General features: G+C 57.6%; 19 protein-coding genes. 11 read left to right on the top strand and 8 right to left on the bottom strand.

Annotation, left to right across the window (positions count from 1 at the left end; translation table 11 throughout):
* Positions 1-11 precede the first annotated feature (11 nt).
* Positions 12-1,142 carry a thiolase family protein gene (locus tag AAEO81_RS07615; protein WP_341964486.1) on the top strand — a complete coding sequence of 377 codons (1,131 nt, stop codon included), beginning with the start codon at positions 12-14 and terminating at the stop codon, positions 1,140-1,142.
* A gap of 382 nt (positions 1,143-1,524) precedes the next feature.
* On the opposite strand, the gene AAEO81_RS07610 is transcribed toward AAEO81_RS07615, so the two are convergent.
* The gene (locus AAEO81_RS07610; protein ID WP_341962649.1) at positions 1,525-1,881 is read right to left on the bottom strand and encodes a hypothetical protein; all 357 of its coding nucleotides are present in this window, start codon (positions 1,879-1,881) and stop codon (positions 1,525-1,527) included.
* A 562-nt stretch (positions 1,882-2,443) separates the two neighbouring features.
* Here AAEO81_RS07610 and AAEO81_RS07605 point away from each other — a divergent pair.
* Complete coding sequence (locus AAEO81_RS07605) at positions 2,444-2,692, top strand: DUF1272 domain-containing protein (RefSeq protein ID WP_341962647.1); 249 nt, start codon at positions 2,444-2,446, stop codon at positions 2,690-2,692.
* Between the two features lie 98 nt (positions 2,693-2,790).
* Positions 2,791-3,369 carry a TetR/AcrR family transcriptional regulator gene (locus AAEO81_RS07600; RefSeq protein WP_341962645.1) on the top strand — a complete coding sequence of 193 codons (579 nt, stop codon included), beginning with the start codon at positions 2,791-2,793 and terminating at the stop codon, positions 3,367-3,369.
* 319 nt (positions 3,370-3,688) lie between these two features.
* On the opposite strand, the gene AAEO81_RS07595 is transcribed toward AAEO81_RS07600, so the two are convergent.
* The 3 genes from AAEO81_RS07595 to AAEO81_RS07585 all read right to left on the bottom strand — a co-directional run bounded on the left by AAEO81_RS07595 (position 3,689) and on the right by AAEO81_RS07585 (position 8,338).
* Complete coding sequence (locus tag AAEO81_RS07595) at positions 3,689-4,372, bottom strand: response regulator (RefSeq protein WP_341962643.1); 684 nt, start codon at positions 4,370-4,372, stop codon at positions 3,689-3,691.
* Between the two features lie 459 nt (positions 4,373-4,831).
* Positions 4,832-6,700: a PAS domain-containing protein gene (locus AAEO81_RS07590; RefSeq protein ID WP_341962642.1), complete on the bottom strand. Its 1,869-nt coding sequence runs from the start codon at positions 6,698-6,700 to the stop codon at positions 4,832-4,834.
* 345 nt (positions 6,701-7,045) lie between these two features.
* Positions 7,046-8,338 carry an MFS transporter gene (locus tag AAEO81_RS07585; protein WP_341962640.1) on the bottom strand — a complete coding sequence of 431 codons (1,293 nt, stop codon included), beginning with the start codon at positions 8,336-8,338 and terminating at the stop codon, positions 7,046-7,048.
* A 357-nt stretch (positions 8,339-8,695) separates the two neighbouring features.
* Between AAEO81_RS07585 and AAEO81_RS07580 the strand changes: the two genes are divergently transcribed.
* Positions 8,696-9,124, top strand: coding sequence for a PaaI family thioesterase (locus AAEO81_RS07580; RefSeq protein ID WP_341962637.1), 429 nt, complete (start codon positions 8,696-8,698; stop codon positions 9,122-9,124).
* 6 nt (positions 9,125-9,130) lie between these two features.
* Here the strand turns inward: AAEO81_RS07580 and AAEO81_RS07575 are convergent, their stop codons facing one another.
* Complete coding sequence (locus AAEO81_RS07575; protein ID WP_341962635.1) at positions 9,131-10,081, bottom strand: GlxA family transcriptional regulator; 951 nt, start codon at positions 10,079-10,081, stop codon at positions 9,131-9,133.
* 113 nt (positions 10,082-10,194) lie between these two features.
* Between AAEO81_RS07575 and AAEO81_RS07570 the strand changes: the two genes are divergently transcribed.
* From AAEO81_RS07570 to AAEO81_RS07560, 3 genes are all read left to right on the top strand, one after another.
* Positions 10,195-10,989, top strand: coding sequence for an SDR family oxidoreductase (locus tag AAEO81_RS07570; protein ID WP_341962633.1), 795 nt, complete (start codon positions 10,195-10,197; stop codon positions 10,987-10,989).
* 170 nt (positions 10,990-11,159) lie between these two features.
* Positions 11,160-11,825, top strand: coding sequence for a nitroreductase family protein (locus AAEO81_RS07565; protein ID WP_341962632.1), 666 nt, complete (start codon positions 11,160-11,162; stop codon positions 11,823-11,825).
* Between the two features lie 27 nt (positions 11,826-11,852).
* Positions 11,853-12,158, top strand: coding sequence for a helix-turn-helix domain-containing protein (locus AAEO81_RS07560; RefSeq protein ID WP_341962630.1), 306 nt, complete (start codon positions 11,853-11,855; stop codon positions 12,156-12,158).
* A gap of 56 nt (positions 12,159-12,214) precedes the next feature.
* Here the strand turns inward: AAEO81_RS07560 and AAEO81_RS07555 are convergent, their stop codons facing one another.
* Entirely contained in the window at positions 12,215-12,823 is a 609-nt protein-coding gene (locus tag AAEO81_RS07555) for a TetR/AcrR family transcriptional regulator (RefSeq protein WP_341962628.1), read from the bottom strand.
* A gap of 300 nt (positions 12,824-13,123) precedes the next feature.
* On the opposite strand from AAEO81_RS07555, the gene AAEO81_RS07550 reads away from it, so the two are divergent.
* The 4 genes from AAEO81_RS07550 to AAEO81_RS07535 all read left to right on the top strand — a co-directional run bounded on the left by AAEO81_RS07550 (position 13,124) and on the right by AAEO81_RS07535 (position 15,304).
* Positions 13,124-13,438 carry an antibiotic biosynthesis monooxygenase gene (locus AAEO81_RS07550; RefSeq protein ID WP_341962626.1) on the top strand — a complete coding sequence of 105 codons (315 nt, stop codon included), beginning with the start codon at positions 13,124-13,126 and terminating at the stop codon, positions 13,436-13,438.
* Positions 13,428-13,769, top strand: coding sequence for a LysR family transcriptional regulator (locus AAEO81_RS07545; RefSeq protein WP_341962624.1), 342 nt, complete (start codon positions 13,428-13,430; stop codon positions 13,767-13,769). Before AAEO81_RS07550 ends, AAEO81_RS07545 begins: the two co-directional genes overlap by 11 nt.
* 36 nt (positions 13,770-13,805) lie before the next feature.
* Complete coding sequence (locus tag AAEO81_RS07540) at positions 13,806-14,729, top strand: DNA-3-methyladenine glycosylase (RefSeq protein ID WP_341962622.1); 924 nt, start codon at positions 13,806-13,808, stop codon at positions 14,727-14,729.
* Positions 14,730-14,797: 68 nt separating this feature from the next.
* Complete coding sequence (locus tag AAEO81_RS07535) at positions 14,798-15,304, top strand: TetR/AcrR family transcriptional regulator (RefSeq protein ID WP_341962621.1); 507 nt, start codon at positions 14,798-14,800, stop codon at positions 15,302-15,304.
* A gap of 50 nt (positions 15,305-15,354) precedes the next feature.
* On the opposite strand, the gene AAEO81_RS07530 is transcribed toward AAEO81_RS07535, so the two are convergent.
* Both AAEO81_RS07530 and AAEO81_RS07525 read right to left on the bottom strand, forming a co-directional pair.
* Positions 15,355-16,542, bottom strand: a complete 1,188-nt coding sequence (locus AAEO81_RS07530; protein ID WP_341962619.1) for an MFS transporter — start codon at positions 16,540-16,542, stop codon at positions 15,355-15,357.
* A 116-nt stretch (positions 16,543-16,658) separates the two neighbouring features.
* Positions 16,659-17,465 carry an isocitrate lyase/phosphoenolpyruvate mutase family protein gene (locus AAEO81_RS07525; RefSeq protein ID WP_341962617.1) on the bottom strand — a complete coding sequence of 269 codons (807 nt, stop codon included), beginning with the start codon at positions 17,463-17,465 and terminating at the stop codon, positions 16,659-16,661.
* Positions 17,466-17,532 lie beyond the last annotated feature (67 nt).

Genomic DNA, 17,532 nt, shown 5'->3' with positions numbered 1-17,532 from the left:
TGTCTGCTTCCATGCCATCTGTCGTCATCGCAGGTTTCGCCCGCTCACCGTTTCAATTCGCAAAAAAAGGCGCCCTTATCAACGTGCGACCGGATGATCTGGCGGCTCAGGTACTCAAGGGTTTGATCAACAAACTGCAACTCGATCCGGGGCTGCTGGAGGATGTGGCGATGGGCTGCGCTTATCCAGAATCCGAGCAGGGCATGAACATCGCCCGCATTGCCAGCTTCCGGGCAGGCTTCCCTGACAACCTGGCCGGCATCACCCTCAACCGATTCTGCGGTTCATCGATGAGCGCCGTACATTACGCGGCAGGTCAAATCCTGCTCGGTGCTGGCGAGGCGTTTCTTTGCGCGGGCGTCGAGTCCATGACTCGCGTACCGATGGGGGGTTTTAATTTTTCGCCCAACCCGACGCTGATCAAGGACATGCCACAGGCTTATTGGTCGATGGGGCAAACCGCTGAAGAAGTGTCGAAGCGATTTGGCGTCAGCCGCGTCGATCAGGAGACCATGGCGGTCCAGTCCCACGCCAAGGCTGTCAGTGCACGAGAGCAAGGTCTGTTCTCCGACGAAATCATCGCGGTGCAAACCCCTGAAGGCGCGGTCAGCGAGGATGGCTGCGTCCGCCCTGGCACTAATCTGGAGGCGTTGGCTGGGTTGAAACCGGCCTTCGGCGGCACCGTGACCGCTGGCACGGCGTCCCCACTGACCGACGGCAGTGCTGCGGTGCTGGTGTGCACGGAAGCCTTCGCCCGGCGTCATGGCCTGGAGATGCTGGCACGCGTCAAAGCCGTCACCGTCGCTGGTTGTCCTCCCGAAATCATGGGCATGGGTCCGGTGTACGCGGTGCGTAAACTGCTGGAGCGCACAGGCCTGAACATTGCCGATATCGATCTGGTGGAGCTCAACGAAGCATTTGCCAGCCAGGCAATTGCCTGCGTACGGGAGTTGGGTCTGGACATGTCCAGGGTCAATCTGGACGGTGGCGCGCTCGCCATGGGCCACCCGCTGGGCGCGACAGGCGCACGTATTACGGGTAAGGCGGCGTCACTGCTGAAACGTCAGGGTGCCCGGTACGCTATCGCAACCCAATGCACTGCTGGCGGGCAAGGCGTGGCGACATTGCTGGAAGCCATTTGAGCCAAGCGGCAGAACTTACAGCGGGCGCATTCTCCGCTGTAACGTCACTGATCGACACGCACCGTTTAAATAATGCGCCGCTAAATAATCGAATCCAGACCATCGTGTAATTGTTGCTACACCGACCGTCTGGCGTACTTCCTCGCCAACACCCTCTGGACCATGGATGAGGCGCTCAAACGCATGAAAGCCATTGCTGTCTAATCCATCGATATCTCGTTCGCTGCTTTATCCCCTTTGCTCTTTGCCGACTATCACCGGCAAAGAGCTTTTCAGAGTCAGGCCACTAAAAAAGAAAATAAATCGACCAAACGGATTTCAACTGTCATCTTTAACAGCAACTGACGGACGGCGCGCTTATCGCCGTCTGTCAAAAGCCATGTTACGTCAACCGATGACTGCGTGCTGCCGGCGGCAATGGGTGGCGCGACGAAACGAATAACGGCGTCATGGGTGTATTGGCATGGTTAATATGCGACCACGATTTCAATCGCGCGCCGGGATCGGTACTTTCAACGACGTCATAGCCCGCACTGGTCAATCGGTATTCGGCAGGCGTCGTGCAATCCGTCACGAGCCCCATGTCCTTGAGCAAAGCCAAATGCAGCCTGACTTCGGACCAGGTATAGCCAGCGGTTTTCTCCACACCCGTTTCTATATCACGACAGCATTGCGTCGGATTTGAATCGTCTTGCATGAAAAGAAGAATCGCTTTGAGCAGTTCACTGTTTCTGTGCATGTTAACCTCCAGGACCGGCCTTGTATTAGGCCTTTAAATCTAGAGCTGACTCCATCATGGACAAATTAATGAGGAAAGCAATGCCTGTCAGACGAAATTCTGGATGACGCGCTTACACCACAAACAAAAACCAGGAATGACCCTTAAAGTCGATACCATGGTGCAATTGCATGATTCTTCTGAATGGGGCGTAATACGTTATGGCCCCTCTGAACTCGGTTACTACGTGTCAATAATCACGGGACGGCCTGCCCATCAAGAGACTCGTGTCGTCGGCGAATTGAGTAAACACTCACACTGTTTAGCGTCGATACAGTTGAGTGCACTCGCGGATTCCTCGTGATCGGAGAAACACATGTCGACAGCGCTAACATTTCGCAACTTGCAAACAAGCACGGCCCCTCTGGCCAAGGCCTGAGCATTGCGAGATCGACCATGCACATCTTGAGCGTCGCCACAGGCCATTCTCGTTTGACGCTCACCTGGTCGATTGAGATCTGCGTGTTTTTCGGGCACGAATGTTATTGATCAATGTGAAAACGCATCATCAGGGAGCTCGAACATGTTGCAGCTAAGACCCAATTGCGAGTGCTGTGACCGGGACCTTCCGCCCGACTCGGAAGATGCGTGCATCTGCTCTTTCGAATGCACATTCTGCCGCGATTGCGTAGACAGCCTCTTGGCCGGCATTTGCCCGAACTGCGGTGGCGAACTGCTCGCCCGTCCTCGCCGCCCCGCTGATCGCCTGAAAAAATACCCCGCCTCAACGGACCGCACGCCGCCGATGGATTGCACAAAAGCAGACCACTGACTCTGGCCGGTCGGCCTTCCCACTAGTGGCATCCGGCGACAAGCCGTTCAAGAGCTTGTTATGCTCGCCCAACTTAGAGTCAGGGGAGCAGCTGTTCAATGGGACATTCTCAAGCGAATAAAGCCGAATCGCGGCAGCGCATCTTGAGCGTTGCCTCTCGGCGTTTTCGCGAACAGGGCCTGGAAAGCCTCAGTGTCGCGGACGTCATGCGTGAAGCCGGCATGACGGTCGGAGGGTTCTACAAACATTTCACGTCGAGGGACGAACTGGTCACCGAAGCGCTGGCCACAGCCTGCCTTGAAATGGATGACTCCTACCTCACTCGCCAGCCCACCCTGAAGAAGACCATCAAGGCCTACCTGTCCGAAGCGCATCGAGATGATCAGGCCGAAGGTTGCCCTCTCGCAGCGCTGATCAACGACATGGCTCGAGGCAACGATGAGGCCAAAAAAATTTACACCGACCGGCTCGAAAAAAGCCTCGATATCCTGATCAGCCAGATGCCTGAAGACACGGAAGGCGATCGGCGTACGAAAGCGATGCTGATTTATAGTGCCTACATCGGCGCGTTGAGCCTGTCACGAGTGGTCCCGGATGCCCGCTTGTCTCGTCAGATACTGCGTGGGGTTTCGAAGGAGCTGATCTCCCTATTCCCGGAAGCTACATGCAAACGCTGAGCGCGTCCGACTCCCCATACGACCGACCGTGATGACCATGATCACAGCCAGAAACAGGATCGCAGCCCCCCGACAGGCTGACATGGCCGCCCCTTCCGCAGCGCCGATCAACGAACCCAGCCTGATCGAGCGCGGATACGTCGAAGTTTTGACAGCCCAAATAGGCTCGGTCGACTGCTAGGTCACACCTAACAGCCAAAGCTCTGTACCAACCGGCGCTATACTTCTCAGGACAATCCCTAGATATCATCCGGATCACAACCACGGCGGATGGTCTAGCCTGCCCATCAGCAACATGAACAGGTTTCACTTCCTCGAATCAGGAGCCGGGCTGGTCGAATGGCTGTCGCGGACTTATCTCGTTAGCAATCCGGAAGAGTTCTGCCAGCGTATTGGCTTCCATCTTGCGCATGACTTGCCCGCGATGTGCCTTGACGGTAATTTCACTGATGGACAGTGCGTTGCCAATTTCCCGATTCAATAGCCCTTCAACGACTAACGCGAACACTTCACGCTCTCGTCGGGTCAACTCCCTGTAACGCGCTTTCACCGTCGCCTTGCGCACTTCGTGGCGCACCAGTAGTTCACTTCGGGCAATGGCCGATTGAATGGCATCGAGCAACTTTTCGATATCTAGTGGCTTTGTCAGAAATTCGACAGCCCCGGCTTTCATGGCCTGAACAATCGTACGAGCGTCTTCCCTGCCCGTAATGAAGATAATAGGCATCGCCGGTTTATCGACCGCGATTGATTGCTGCAGCTCCAGCCCCGTGACACCCGGCATCGAGACATCGAGCAGCAGACAGCAAGGCTCCAGGAGATGGGGATAATCGAGAAACCGTTGAGCACAAGAAAAACTTTTTACTTGCAGACCGGTATGGCGAATCAATGATTCAAGTGCTTCCCGAACGGACACGTCGTCATCGACAATAAATACTTTTCCAGCCAGCACGTCGGGATGAGGCCTCGGCTCATCCTGATTGGCTGAATGCAACAGACTCATCTTATTCTCCAGTCAGCGGTGATCGTCATCAGGCACTCGTACAGCCCCAGATAAGCCTGGAAAAGCTCTGTATCGCTGACGGGTATGTACAACCTGGCAACCACATCATCGGCAACCCATTGTTGATGACGCAGGTCTCGCTGATTCACCCGGTATGAGAATGGCAGGCACTACCGAGCATCAGGTCACGTGCATGTCTCATATCGCTACGCTACTGAAAAGCCCGGTCAAGGGTAAATTCAAGCCTCGAAACAGCCTGTTTGAACAGCAGGCTCACGCACGGTTTTACCGCCAGCAACGATCATGACGAGCGCCTAATATTTACCGGGTTACTTCCCACACAAATCAAAATGCGCAAGACCGTTACACATGTTGCGACCGCTCTGGCCTGGGCACTGGCAGGCAACGCCAACTTAACTTCAAAGGCCTCGGGCGTCTATTGACCTATGGTGTGGGTTTTTACGATTTATGCGATCCGGATAATGGCGCGATAGCAGGATTCGGAGACTGTTCGCCGGGAATGGAAAACGTAAAGATCGCACCACGCCCATCGCCCTTTTGCGCAATCAACTTTCCACCGTGGGCCTCGATGATCCAGCGACTGATAGAAAGGCCAATGCCCATCCCGTCCCTCTTGGTCGTGAAGAACGTCTTGAACACGTCTTCCGGATCGGCGTTGGCGAACCCGACGCCGGAATCGCCAACGCTCAGGCTGACGAAGCCGTCCCGATGAGCGCCCACGACCCTGATACGACGCGGTCCATCGCTTGCGGCCTTGATCGCATCGATCGCGTTGCGCAGGAGATTCTGAATGACTTGTTGAACTTGAATCCTGTCCCCGCGCACTTGCGGGAGGTCCGCCGGGTAGGATTCGTCGACGCTGATCCGGCACTTGCGCAAATCGCCCTGCAGCAGGCCGATGATATCCCCGGTCGCGCATGGCAGGCTCCAGGGGCTGGCGGTGATCGCCTTTTGACTGAACAATTTGCGTAACCGCGACACCACATCTGCCGCTCGATTGCCGTCGCGAATGATGCGCTGGGCGGCTTCGACAGCGCCCTCGACATTGGTGGGCGCTGTATTGAGCATCCTCAGGCACGTGTTCGCGTTCATCACGATGCCGGACAGCGGCTGATTGATTTCATGTGCGATGGAGGCTGTCAGCACGCCGAGGCTGCTGGCTTTTGCCGCTTGGGCGAGCTCATTGCGGGCCAGGATCAATTCCTCCGCTGCCAGATGCTGCTCAGTGACATCCTGCACCGTCCCAATGTATTCCGTTTCTCCCGACAGCGTAACCGTCGCATAGGCGCAATACTGGATGAACTTAGTCGCGCCGCCGGGCATCAGAATTCGCACCCGTTCTTCAAAGTTTCGACCGTTCCTGGCGTCGAAGACATGGCCGAAGCTCAACGATGCATCGTCTGGGTGTGTCCGCTGCTCGATGAGTTCGCGGGTGACCGGCGTGTCGAGGGGAAACTCGAACATGTTGTACAACGCGTTGCACCAGGCCATCGAGTCTGCCCCTTCACGGAACGAAAAGATGCCCAGGCCCGCGAGGCGCTTGGCTTCCGTCAGCAATGCCTGGCTGCGGCGCTCTCCGTCTTCGGCCATTTTGCGATCGTGGATATCCGTCATGGTTACGTACCAGCGCTCGATGGCGCCGGTGTGGTCCAGCGCTGCCGTGGTTTGCAACCAGAACCAACGGTACATGCCGTCGGCCCGGCGAAGGCGAAGTTCGAACGCGGGAGGACCGTTGCCATCCGACAACAGCACCGCACACCAGCCCTCCATGGCGTGTCGGAAGTCGTCGGGATGCAGCGCGACGGTCCATCCCCAGCCCTCGCTGTCGGCTATCGATGTGCCCGTGTAGTCGCACCACTGATCGTTGAAGAAGTCAGCCGAACCGTCTGGCAGGCATGACCACACCAGCATCGGTACGGTGTTGAATATGAGGCTGAGCTTCTCTTCGCTGGCCGACCAGTTGGCCTCCGCATGCTTGCGATCCTCGATGTCGGTGCCCGCTCCATACCAGCGCACGATGGCGCCGGATGCGTCAAAGAAGGGTTCGACCCGCAATAAAAACCATCGGTACACCCCATCATGACGTCGTATCCGCACCTCGGCTTCACTGGGTCGCCCCGACGCCAGGGATTCGCGCCATTTCTCCATCCGGTGCCCAAGGTCCTGAGGATGGATCGCCGTCTGCCAGCCCCAACGCCGGGACGCTTCGCGAGACAAGCCAGTGTAGGTCGAGTGCGCTTTATTGAGAAACTCGCAGGTGCCGTCGGCAAAGCTACTCCAGGCCATGACGGGCAACAGGTCGAACATTCTGCACGCCTCATCTCTGGCGTCATGGGGAGACGAATCATGAAAAGATGAGGAAAGAACGTAACCGTTCTGATCAGAGTCAAGCGGGCCTGGTTCAGGCCCTTCGTTGTAGTGCTTCATACTCTGCTCCCGCATCGGCATCGCCCACTGAATGGCCCTTTCCCTGTGTCGGTCCGGACATCCATGACCGGTCTGGCCGTGCGGCAGAATAGCAGCTTTTTTGAATTGTGGATTTCAACCGTTATCCTGATACACCATCTCGATCGTTCAGGATTTCATCTGTCATCCAAAGCTCAGGACCCTCACGTGACGCAACGAACAGAGGGTCATCGCAGCTGTTGTCTGTTATTGGGCAAGCAACGCGGGCGTTACTTTCTCTCGGCGGATGGTCATGATGACGGCGGACGCCAGCACACACAAAACGCCTGCCACGAAGAACGCCGGCAAGTAACTGAATAGATGCTCTTTTGACCACCCCCCAGCGAAGGCTGCCACTGCCGCACCGATTTGATGTCCGGCGAATACCCAGCCAAACACTAAACCCGCTCGCTCAGGCCCGAACCTGTTCACGGCCAGACGAACCGTCGGCGGCACCGTTGCAATCCAGTCGAGCCCGTAGAAGATCGCGAACACCGAGAGCCCCCAAATCGTAAAGTCAGAGTACGGCAGCGCGATCAGCGACAAGCCGCGCAACCCGTAGTACCAAAACAACAGATGCCGGCTGTCGAAACGGTCGGACAACCACCCTGACAACACCGTGCCAATAAGATCGAACACGCCCATGACCGCAAGCAACCCGGACGCCTGCATCGGACTGATGCCGAAATCGCCGCACAGTGGAATCAAGTGCACCTGCACCAAGCCTGCCGTGCTCGCGCCACAGATAAAGAAGGTCGCGAACAGAATCCAGAACACGCGGGTCCTGGCGGCGTCACGCAGCGTGGTCAGCGTGGCCGAAAAGATCGACTCCCCACTCTGCACTGGCTCGACAATCGGGTCGGTGCTGATGTCGCCATAAGGACGCAGCCCGAGTTCGCTGGGGCGATCGCGCATGAACATCAGCACCGCTATAGCCACGATCGCCAGCAGCGCAGACAGCACCACCAACGCCCAACGCCAACCGTAATGATCAGAAACGCTGGCTAAAAGGGGCATGAAGATCAACTGACCGGTAGCGTTACTCGCGGTCAACACGCCGATCACCAGACCCCGACGATGATTGAACCAGCGAGACGAAACGACAGCTCCCAGCACCAGCGCAGTCATACCCGCGCCGACACCCACGCCAATCCCCCAGAGCGCGATCAATTGCCAGACCTCGGTCATGCCAAGGGACAGCATCAGGCTGACCATGATCACGATGATCGCCGTGATCGTGACCGTGCGCGGACCGTACTTGCTCATCAGCGCCGCCGCGAACGGCGCAGTCAGGCCGAACAGGACGAAACGGATCGAGAGCGCCGAGGAGATCTGTACCGTGTCCCAACCGAATTCCATCTGCATCGGCACAATGAAAATACCCGGCGCGCCCACAGCGGCAGCGCTGACCAATGAAGCCAGAAACGTCACGACCACCATGGCCCACGCATAGTGAATGTTTCGTCGCGAAAGCAGGTTTGAAAGCCAGTCAGAAAGCATGCGTACCTCGATGAATCCGGTGCAATAAGAGAATGAGATGCCCTGTCGGCGATCGGATCGTGCGAACCCTGCGCCCGGCACCGTAAGGCTTCGTGCCGCCTGAGCACGTTGTGAGACCCCACCCTCGGATTTCGTCAGACGAAACCGTTGCTCCAACCTGTACGTTTTTCAGATCGAACAAGGCCCATTCCTGCGGTAAAACCTCAGTAATCACGAGACGAAAATCTGGAAAATGGCTCTACAACGACGTGCGTTCGACCCTGCATAAAGCTGTGTCGACACAAAATCTAACACTTGATAGATGACCGTTTCAATCTAAAATCCAGAATAAAGACACTTGCTACCCGGGAGACCCGAATGAAGATGCTCAGAAATGAAGCCTCCGTCGAACTGATGAACCAGAACGCACAGGGAAGTCTGCCGGGATACCTCGGCGTCGAAATGATCGAACTCGACGAACGACAACTTAAAAGCCGGATGGCCGTGCAGCCGTTCCATCTGGCGCCTAACGGATTTCTGCACGCCGCCAGTGTGGTCGCCCTCGCCGACTCCACGTGCGGGTTCGCGGCACTGGCCCATCTTCCCGAGGGCGCGATGTCTTTCACCACGATCGAACTGAAAAGTAACCACATGAGCACCATTCGGGAGGGCAGCGTCGCCTGCACTGCGAAAGCCCAACACTTGGGGAAGAACACACAGGTCTGGGATGCCACCGTCAGCGATGAAGCCACTGGCAAAGCGATCGCATTGTTCAGGTGTACCCAGATGGTGCTGTGGCCTCGCTGATCCGCGTCAGACCCCGAGCGCGTTGACGGTTTTATGCCCCCGCTTCAAATCCTGCGGTGACAATCCCAGCACGCGAAGGAAGGCGCGACGCATTCTTTCGCGACCGACGAAACCGGTCTCTCTCGCCACGATCTCCAGTGGATGCCGGGCCTGTTCGAGTAACAGCTGAGCGGCTTCTACCCGCAGCTTTTCGACGGCCTTCGCGGGTGTCATGCCGGTTTCCAGCAGGAAGCTGCGATTGAACTGGCGAAGGCTCAAGTGAGCCGCATCCGCCAGTTGCTCTACCGTCAATGTGGTGTGGAGGTTGCGCCTGGCGAAATCCAGCGCAGTTTGTACACGGTCCGAGCGAGGGCGGATGTCGAGTAACGCTGAATGCTGCGATTGGCCACCTGCGCGGCGATGATAGAGCACCATCTTCTGGGCGATGGATCGGGCAACATCGGCGCCGAGGTCTTTCTCCACCATGGCCAGCGCCATGTCGACGCCAGCTGTCATGCCCGCCGATGTCCAGACGTTGCCGTCGATGATGAAGATGCGGTCTTCTTCCACCATCACCTCCGGAAAATGCCCGCGCAACGCCTGCGCCATCAGCCAATGAGTGGTTGCACGACGCCCGTTCAGCACCCCGGCCTGAGCGAGAATGAATGCGCCGGTACACATGGACGCCATGCGGCGAGTCTGTAAAGCCGAGGCCCCAATGAACGCCTTCATTTTGTCGCTCGCTTGCGGCGCATCAATGCCCCCGCAGACGATCAGCGTATCGAAATGGTCGAGCGCAAACGGCTCGCTGTCCACAGCGATAGCCGCCGACGCCGCAACCCTTCCTCCGTCTTCGGACACCATATGAATGTCGTACACCGTTCTGCCGCAAACGTGATTGGCCACTTCGAACACGCTGACGGCGGCCAGCCCGGTGGACTGAAACGACGGGTAAACGATAAAACCGATACGTTGCATAGAGCACTCCCGAGCGGTGGCAGAAATCGGTGCGTCCATGACATTTCGCCAAGCGGCGTCAGTGGGTAGTTTTGCTCCACACAAACACGAACTACTCACCTGAGGAAAACATCATGAACGTGAAACACAAAGGCACTGCTGTGGTTACCGGCGCATCGACCGGCATTGGCGAGCAATACGCTGAACGCCTGGCTGAGCGCGGCTACGACTTGATTCTCGTGGCTCGCAATCGCACAAAACTCGCCGAAGTGGCGTCGCGCATCAGCGACCGTACCGGCCGGTCAGTTGAAATCGCCGCTGCCGACATTGCCACCCCGGAAGGCCTACTGCGGATCGAACAAATGATCAAACAGGACGCCAGCATCACCCTTCTGGTGAACAACGCCGGAATTGGCGCAGCCACTCCACTGTTGCAATCCAACGTGGATGAAATGACCCACATGATTGCCCTTAACGTCACGGCCCTGACCCGTCTTACCTACGCAGCGGTTCCCGGTTTCGTCGAACGCGAAGAAGGCACGGTGATCAACATCGCTTCCGCTGTTGCTTTGGCGCCCGACATCCTCAATGGCGTCTATGCCGGTACCAAATCATTCGTCGTCAGCCTGACCCAATCACTGCACCACGAACTTCACGACAAGAACATTCGTGTGCAGGCCGTTCTGCCTGGCGTGACTGAAACCCCATTCTGGGACACTGCTCGCCTGCCCATCAGCAACCTGCCGAAAGAGATGGTCATGTCGGTCACTGACCTGGTGAACGCCGCGCTGGTCGCGCTGGACAAGGGTGAAATCATCACGATCCCGTCGCTTCCTGACCTGACTGACTGGGATGCCTTCGAGCGGGCTCGCGAAGCACTGCGGCCAAACCTGTCGCTGACCAAACCGGCAACCCGTCTGCAGGCATGACGCATCCGAGTGCGGCTGATGTGAACGATCATCCGCACTCATTCACCATCAGGCGTTCAGTCATCATCCTCATTGAGCATGCTGTGTTGCACTTTTATAGAGTACTTGTTTAATCTATAAATACAAGCCGCACCACTCGCGGCCAGCACGCTGGCTTCAGGAGTTCTTTTTTGGATACCTTTCAAACCATTCGCGATCGTCGTTCGACCAAACACTACGATCCGCGACACACCCTCTCGGACGCGGAAGAGCAGCTACTGATCGACTTGGCGCTGGAAGCACCCTCGTCGTTTAACGTCCAGCATTGGCGGTTGGTCAACGTCAAGAATCCTGAAGTGCGGGCACGGCTACGCGAAGCCGCATTCGATCAGGAGCAAGTCACAGATGCATCACTGCTGTTTGTCGTGTGCGCCGATGTTAAAGCCTGGCGCAAGGACCCAGCCCGGTACTGGCGCAACGCGCCACTCAACGTGCAGAACACGCTGCTGCCGATGATGCACGCGTTTTACGAGGGTAAGGAGCAACTGCAGCGCGATGAGGCGATCCGATCCACTGGCTTCCTCGCGCAGAACATCATGCTCACGGCCAAGGCAATGGGTTACGAGTCCTGCCCGCTGATCGGCTTTGATCCGGAGGCGGTGGCGCGGATTATCGATTTACCGGAAGACCACCTGATTTCGATGCTGATCACCGTGGGGAAAGGCACTGTGCCCGCCTGGCCGAAGCCGGGTCATCTCGATCAATCCGAGTTGGTGTTCCGAGACGGTTTTGTGCGGAAGGACCTGACGGAAACGCGTTCGACGGTCAATGGTCCCGGATTCTGGGCCAGCATCTGATCGTCAGTTTAAGGAATTAAGATTGTCATGTCCGTGAACCTCGACACTGCCTTCAAAGCCATGGCTCACTCCGTGCGCCGAGACATTCTCGATTGGCTGAAAAATCCGGATATCTGTTTTCCAGATCAGAAGCACGGGCGCGAGCTGGGTGTGTCTGCAGGGCAGATCGATGAGCGCGCCGGCCTGGCACAGTCGACGGTGTCGGCGCATTTATCGATCTTGCAGCGAGCGGGCCTGATCAGTTGCCGAAAGTCAGGGGCCTGTCACTCCTTCAAACGTGATGAGAAAGCGATTCAGGCGTTCGTACAGCTGATGAGTGACAAATTGCTGTGACGACAACGAGCCCCTCTGAGTTGCTGCAAAGGAGCCCTGGCATCAAAAGGAAGGGTTTAGACGTCTTGAGTCGCGGGTGTTTTTTTCGAGCGTTTAGGAACAGGCTCGACCAGACGCGCCCGCGCCTCGGTCAACACGTCATCCGCGAAGTCAGCATCGTCGATGATCCGTGCCATGGTCACAGCACCGATCATGGCCGAGAGTTTGAACATTGCATCGGCATGCGCCGCCTTGGAGTCCTTTTCGGGATCCTGCTCGGCAAGAATGTCGATCCAGGTGCGAAAGCCTTCTGTCATTGCATTCCGGGTCCGGTCATCGGCACGGGCCAATTCGCTGCCCATCGTAACGAACGCACAACTGCCTGAGCAGTCCTCGTGAAAGGCACGTGACATGAACTCGCTGAGGTAATCGGCGAAGGCGCCCTTCCCTCCCTTTACGGCTGTACGAGCCTTTTCTGCAAGGTTGCCCATTGCGGTGGCGCACGCCTCGGCAAGCAGCTGCTCCTTGGAGTCGAAGTGACGATAAAAACCACCGTGGGTCAGCCCGGCGGCGGCCATGATTTCCGAAACCCGAGTCGCCTGAATGCCGGTTCGTTTGAACTCTTGCGAGGCGACTTTCACGATCCGCTTACGGGTTTCCGCTGTCTCGGCTTTGGATTTTTTCATGGGTGTTCCTGTGTCTGTGCTGAGGCTGGCATTCAGTCGCCACCTCATGTGTTGCACAAATCTTACTCAATAACGCCATTCATACCCCATAGAATATTTAGAATCAAGTGATCATCTATTCCAATTGTCCTCCGTCCGTCCAAAACCCCTCTCGCAAAACCACTCAGCCCTTCTCCGTCCTGCCGCTTGACAGTTTTAGATGACGACGTTTAGCATAAGAATTATAGTTACAACTTATCATCTATCAGATCACTTTCGAGCATTTCCGCTGTCGGCCATTGCCGCAAAGGAGGCCCTCTTATGACCATCCACGCCGTGAACACCCTGGAAATCAAAGCTGCGGCCGGCTTCGAGGGCAGCTTTCACTCGCACCTCGTCGAACTGGTGACAGCGCTGAAAGGATCACCTGGTTGCCTCTCATACGATGTCACCCGAAGTTCTCAGCAGGAGAACGTATGGCTGGTGACCGGTTTGTGGACGAGCGAGACTGCCATGCAACAGCACATTTGCTCGCAGGACTTCGGACTGATGATTTGGTCGCTTGGCTGCGGGGCCTTCAGTGTGCGTTTCGCCTGTTTCCTCCCGAATGCTGTGGAGGCCGGACATGGCGCTTGACGAAGCTATTTTCCGCGAATTCGATTTGAACACCCTGCTGACTTTCATGATGGTCTACCAGACCCGGGGGGTAACCCGCGCTGCGCTGGCATTGGATGTCTCGCAACCTGCGGTCAGCAACGTATTGGGCAAACTCCGGCTTCAGTTCAAAGACCCTTTGTTCATTCCGGAAGGACGACAAGTCCGACCTACCGCGAAAGCAAAAGACATCGCTGAAGCGCTTGAGCCTGCCCTGTCGGCCATTCAAGGGGTGATCGCCCTTCGCACCGGATCGAAACGCAGGATGAAGCCTTGTAATCAAACGACGGGCCCGGTACTTCCGGCGTTGTGAGGCTTTGTTTCCGTTTTCGCCCAACAAGAGGATGTGATGAAGATCGTTTCCGGCACGCCCACTGATGAACTTGAACTCATGTTCATACCGCCCTTCGACTGGACGCGGATGCTCCGTTTCTTTTCCGGTCGCGCCACAGGGGGCGTGGAAACCGTTCACGACAACGTTTACTACCGGACACTCGACATCGCGGGTGCCACCGGCCTGCTCAGCGTGCGCTGCGATCCGCAACGCCACGTACTGATCGTGCGCATCGACGGTGAAGCCAGCCGGCGTCTAGAGACGTTGACGCCCCGCCTCTCACGCCTGTTCGACTTGCACACCGAGCCGGAAGCCGTTCGGGCCGGTTTGAGCCAGGATCCCTGGCTCTCAAGCCTGCTCGATACGGCCCCCGGTCTTCGCGTGCCGGGCACCTGGTCAGGCTTTGAGCTGGTGGTGCGTACCATCGTTGGCCAACAGGTGAGCGTCAAGGCTGCGACCACGATTGTCGGCCGACTCGTCGAACGGGCTGGCACCGCCGTCGGTGTCCCTTCTCACCCCCAAACGCCTTGGCGTTTTCCGACGCCCCGTGCACTTGCCGAGGTCGATCTCGACAAAATCGGCATGCCCTCCAAACGAGTCGCCACGTTGCAGAACTTCGCCCGCGTTGTGGCCGAGGGCGAACTGGACATCGACAACGATGAACCGGATGCCGAAACGCTGCGAAAACAGCTGCTCGATCTGCCAGGCATAGGGCCGTGGACCGTCGAGTACGTCGCCATGCGCGCCTGGCGTGACCCCGATGCTTGGCCCGCGACGGACCTGGTACTGATGCAGGCCATCACTCGCCGATTGCCCGAACTGTCGCGCAAATCCGATCAGCTGAAGCACTCACAAGGGTGGCGCCCCTGGCGCGCATACGTGGCGATGCACATGTGGAATGAAATCGCCGACCAGATGGGAATGGCCAAAGGCGGCTGAACCCACCCAAGGAATGAGACATGAAAGTCCGGGCACTGCAGAAAATACTTAACAGAGAGAAGATGATCGTGACCGCTTCCCGCCTCTACCGGGAACACGGAATCGAAGGTATCGGCATCCAGAAGCTGTCCAAGACCGTCGGTCTGACCCACGGTGGTTTTTACAAGCAGTTTCCTGACGGCAAAGGGCAGTTGATGGCCGAGGCCGTGGCCTTGATGTTCGATGAGTACCACGACCTGCTGTCGCGACCGACCACGCTTGAATCAGTGATCGATCGCTATCTTAGCGCTGAGCATCGCAACAGCGTGCAAGGCGGTTGCCCCGTCCCCATCCTGTCGCCGGACGTGTCGCGGAACAAGAACAGCCTCGGTAACGTCTACGACCATGGCATCAAGCGCATGCTCAAGCTGCTGATGAGCAAACCGGACGACCGCCAGAACACCATGGACGAAGAACGTGCCATGCAATTGCTGGCGTCAATGGCAGGCGCGCTGATGATTGCCAAAGCGGTCAACGACGAAACCCTGTCTCAGCGTTTTTTGGCAGCGACCCGGCACCTTTGGGGGCTGGAGTAACAGCTCCTTTCAGTTCTGGCACTCCAAGTCTTCCTTCTGATCCCGCGCGATCACTTGCGCGCGACGCAGGCCAAAAGGCCTAACACGACGCCACCGGCGCACACTGCACCCCAGCCACCCAAAGACCAAAGCACGCCTGACAATGCCGAACCGATTGCCCCACCAATGAAAAACACGCCAACGAAGATGCCATTGATGCGCCCCCGGGCTTCCGGGTTGAGTAGATTGATCATGTAGCGGCCCACGGTGTGGTTACCCAGCACGCCCATGTCCAGCAACAAGGCGCTGATCCCCAAACCGACGATCAATAGGCTCGCCGGCAATGACGTACTCAATCCACTGATTGCAGCTACCACAAAGCCCACGATCAGCGTGGCGTGAGCAATGTGCGTGACGCGCAGCCCGTGTCCCTTGTCAGCCAGGCGGCCCACCAACGGCGTAATGAGTGCGCCACCCGCGCCGAACAGGGCGAACAGCGCGATGCCTTTCTGGCTCAAGGAAAAGGGTTCGGCCTGGAGTACGTAAGCGATCGTGGTCCAGAAAAAGTTGAAACCGGCCATGACGATTGCCGCGGAGATGGCGCGGTCGCGCAATACGGGCTGCCGCGTGAAGAGGTGCCACATCGATGCGATCAGAGCGGGATAGGCAATTGGCGCAGCAGGCAACCGTTTCGGCAGTTTTAGGGCGAGCAGCAGCCCCAGCAGCGTGGTCGACACTGCACTGAAAACGTAGAACGATTTCCAGCCCCAGGTCCCGGCGAGAAAACTGGCAATAGGGCGCGACAACAGAATCCCCACCAGCAACCCGCTCATGATGTCGCCGATCACGCGCCCTCGATGAGCAGGCTCGGTCATGGCGGCTGCGGTAGGCACCAAGACCTGAATGGCGGACGAGCCAGCCCCAAGCACAAACATCAGGAAAAACAGGGCCGGTGCATTGGGTGCGAACACCACGCCCACTGCAGAAAGGGCTGCTGCCACCAACATCTGCAAAACCAGCCTGCGATTCTCGACCAGATCTGCCAGCGGAACCAGAAACAGGAGGCCTGCGGCATAGCCCAGCAGAGTAATCATCGCGACCAGGCCGCCATAGGACGACGGCAAGTTGTAGGTTTCGCCTATCAGGCCGACCAGGGTTTGCGGCGCGAACTGATTAGTGATCAGCACGCCCGCAGCCAGCGCGAACAACGCCACCGGTGCGCGGGTCTGAAGGCTCGTTGAGTCTTGTGTGGTTTGCATGACGCCCTCTTGCGAAATGGATGAGCCAGTCTGGCTGTTGGGCTCCGGTCGCGCCGGTGGCCCTAAAAACCTGCCACCTGCTCGACCTATTTATCAGGTGGCAAGACACAGAGGCATCAGTCCTTGCCGAACAGTTCTTGCAGGTGCCCAAAGTGCATGGCGTCAGCGAACAGCGGAGACTGATCACCGCCTTTCAGGAAATGGCTGACGATGCCCTCGGCGCTTCCCCAGATCGCCTGCGCGACACCCGATCCGGCACTCAGACGCTTTACCCCGAGGCGAGCCAGTTCGGTGCTGTCGGCAAGCCCTGGGACCGACATCACGTTCAGCGGCAACGGAACGGCCTCCGCGACTTTCTGGATATCGTCCGAGCGGGAAATGCCCGGAAGGAACAGGCCGTCAGCCCCGGCTTTTGCGTAGAAATTGCCACGGGAAATGGACTCTTCCACTTGCCGCGCAGGCTCGACCAGCCCAAACAGCACCACGTCCGTTCGCAAGTTGACGAAAATGTCTACTCCAGCCTTCGATGCGGCATTGCGAATGGCGTCGATCTTGCGGGCGACCAACACCGGATCGTCTTCGCCGTCTTCCAGGTTGATACCGGCCACGCCCCAATCCGCCAGACGCATGACGTTATTGGCGACGACTTTCGGATCGTCGGAATAGCCGTTTTCGAAATCGATGGAGACCGGAACAGACACCGCGCGAGTGATACGAAACGCCAGCGCGATCACGTCGTCGATAGGCATCTTGTAGCCATCCTGATAACCCAATGACCACGCCACGCCGGCGCTGGTAGTGGCGATGGCGGTCGCGCCGAAGTCTTCGAACAGCCGGGCACTGCCAGCGTCCCATGCGTTCGGCAGCAATAAAGGGAGCGTGTTTTTGTGCAGTTCGCGGAATTGCTCAATCGTGTTGGACATGGGGTTCTCCAGTCAGGCAATAAGGTTCGTGCAGCGCCGGGCCGCCGCATCGTGCGGCTCGGCGCCG

This window comes from Pseudomonas sp. RC10, from assembly GCF_038397775.1.
GTDB classification, from domain to species: domain Bacteria; phylum Pseudomonadota; class Gammaproteobacteria; order Pseudomonadales; family Pseudomonadaceae; genus Aquipseudomonas; species Aquipseudomonas bambusae.
Note: the sequence above shows the minus strand (reverse complement) of the source record. Positions and strands in the feature narration are given on the sequence as shown.